This is a genomic window from Nonomuraea sp. NPDC023979 (assembly GCF_040639085.1).
Taxonomy (GTDB): domain Bacteria; phylum Actinomycetota; class Actinomycetes; order Streptosporangiales; family Streptosporangiaceae; genus Nonomuraea; species Nonomuraea ceibae.
Genome location: NZ_JBEZZG010000080.1, coordinates 1 through 2,089, shown reverse-complemented (window position 1 = coordinate 2,089; position 2,089 = coordinate 1). Strand labels below are relative to the sequence as shown.

Below are 2,089 nucleotides of genomic sequence, written 5' to 3'. Positions count from 1 at the left end.
GCTCGCCGCCCGCTCGGCGGGCCTGCCGGCGCTCGACGCGGCGTACGCGGCCGCGTACGAGAGCGTCAGCGGGCCGGCCGGTGCGACGGTCCGGCTGCTGCGGCTGGACCCGGTCGACGCCGCCGGTGTGCTCGCCCGCCTCGCCGAGGACGTCGACCGGGTCGCGGCGCGGGCGGCCGGGGCCGCGCGGCGGGTCGCCGCCGAGGGCGTCGAGGCGCTGCCCGCCGTCTCGGCGCCGCTGCTCGACATCTCCGCCGAACGGCATGCTGCCCTGCCGGTACGCCTGTTCGCCTCCTGACCCCCAGACCATCCGGAGCACCCATGCACCTGAACCACGGCGACTCCTTCCCCGACGGCCACCCGCACGGCCCCGGCGGCTCTCCCCCGCAGCGGCCGGGCGGCGGGCGGCGGGCCCTGCGCATCGGGCTGGGCGGCCCGGTCGGCACCGGCAAGACCGCCACGGTGGCCGCCCTGTGCCGGGCGTTGCGCGACGAGGTGTCGATCGCCGTCGTCACCAACGACATCTACACCCGCGAGGACGCCGAGTTCCTGCTGCGCGAGGCCGTCCTGCCGCCGGAGCGGATCGCCGCGGTCGAGACGGGCGCGTGCCCGCACACCGCCATCCGCGACGACATCTCCGCCAATCTCGAAGCCGTCGAGGACCTGGAGGACCGGATCGGCGCGCTGGACCTGATCCTCGTGGAGTCCGGCGGCGACAACCTGACCGCCACCTTCTCCAGGGGCCTCGTCGACGCGCAGATCTTCGTCATCGACGTGTCGGGCGGCGACGACATCCCGCGCAAGGGCGGCCCCGGCGTGACCGCCTCCGACCTGCTGGTGGTCAACAAGACCGACCTGGCCCCGTACGTGGGCGCCGACCTGGAGGGCATGGCCCGCGACGCCAGGGCGCAGCGCGGCGACCTGCCGGTGGCGTTCACGGCGCTGAAGGCCGAGGGCGGCGTCACGCCGGTGGCCGACTGGGTGCGCGGGCGGCTGGCCGCCTGGGGCGCGGGCGCCGCGTGACGCTCACGGCGGCCACCGCGAGCCGGGCCGGTCGTCCCGGGCCGGGCGTGCACGCCACCGCGCGCATCAGGGCGGTGCGCGCGGGGACGGTCACGGCCCTGCCCGTGCTGGCCGGGGACGGCCCGTTCGACCTGCGGCGCGGCCGTTCCGACGGGAGCCAGGCGCGGGTGTGCGTCATCGGCGCCATGAGCGCGCCGCTGGGCGGCGACCGGCTGCGCATCGAGGTCGGCGTCGAGGAGGACGCCCACCTGCGCGTCACCTCGGCCGGGGCCACCGTCGCGCTGCGCGGCCCCACGTCCGGGCACGCCGCCTACGACGTGCGGGTGAGCGTCGCGGCGGGGGCGAGCCTGCAGTGGCTGCCCGAGCCGCTGATCTCCGCCGCGCGCAGCAACCTGCGGCAGACGTGCGTCGTCGACCTGGCGGCCACGGCGCGGCTCGTGCTGCGCGAGGAGCACGTCCTCGGCCGCGTCGGCGAGCCGCCGGGCCGGCTGTCGGCCCGGCTGACCGTCCGGCGCGGCGGGCGTCCCCTTCTCGACCTGGAGAGCCGGTACGGGCCGGACGCGCCCGGGTGGGACGGCCCGGCGGTCCTGGCCGGTCATCGCACCGCCGGGCAGATCCTCGTCGTCGACCCGGGCCTCGACGAGCGGGCGCCGGCCGTCCGGCTCGCCGGCGACGATCCCGGGGAGGGGCAGGCCGTGCTCACCCCGCTCGCCGGGCCGGCCTTCCTGGTGAGCGCCGTCGCCCCGGACCTGGTCCGGCTGCGCCGCCTCCTCGAGGCGGCCTCACGGATCGCGTGACCCCCGGCGCCCCGACAGGTCGCCGCCGGGGCCGGGTCATCTCGCCGGTCTGAGCGCCGCCAGGGCCGCCGCGAGCGCCGGGAGCCCGGCTGCCAGGGCGGCGACCAGCTCCCACGGGGTGTCGAAGGCCACCCGTGGCGGCACGTCCCATTCGATCGAGGTGGTCAGCGGCCAGGCCAGCAGCAGGCCGGCGACGCCGCCGCCGGCTGCGCCCGGCAGCGCGCCGCACGCCGTGACCAGCCCCGCGCGGCAGGCCGCGTACCGTCGCG

The 2,089-nt window shown here is 78.4% G+C and carries 4 protein-coding genes; 3 read left to right on the top strand and 1 reads right to left on the bottom strand.

Annotation, left to right across the window (positions count from 1 at the left end):
- The 3 genes from AB0G11_RS48875 to AB0G11_RS48865 all read left to right on the top strand — a co-directional run.
- Positions 1-298: urease accessory UreF family protein (locus AB0G11_RS48875; protein ID WP_357594159.1), on the top strand; the 298-nt coding region annotated here is incomplete at its 5' end.
- Between the two features lie 23 nt (positions 299-321).
- A complete protein-coding gene (gene ureG / locus AB0G11_RS48870) occupies positions 322-1,023 on the top strand; it encodes an urease accessory protein UreG (RefSeq protein ID WP_219518174.1) in 702 nt (233 codons plus the stop codon).
- Positions 1,020-1,820 (top strand): urease accessory protein UreD, encoded by an 801-nt coding sequence (locus AB0G11_RS48865; protein ID WP_357594157.1) that lies wholly within the window; start codon positions 1,020-1,022, stop codon positions 1,818-1,820. The genes ureG and AB0G11_RS48865 overlap by 4 nt, the downstream gene beginning before the upstream one ends.
- 36 nt (positions 1,821-1,856) lie before the next feature.
- On the opposite strand, the gene AB0G11_RS48860 is transcribed toward AB0G11_RS48865, so the two are convergent.
- A partial coding sequence (locus tag AB0G11_RS48860; RefSeq protein ID WP_357594155.1) for a hypothetical protein occupies positions 1,857-2,089 on the bottom strand: 233 nt, incomplete at its 5' end.

Bases quoted from the DNA above. Each gene is read 5' to 3' on its own strand.
- ureG (WP_219518174.1), top strand. From the start codon at position 322: ATGCACCTGAACCACGGCGACTCCTTCCCCGACGGCCACCCGCACGGC.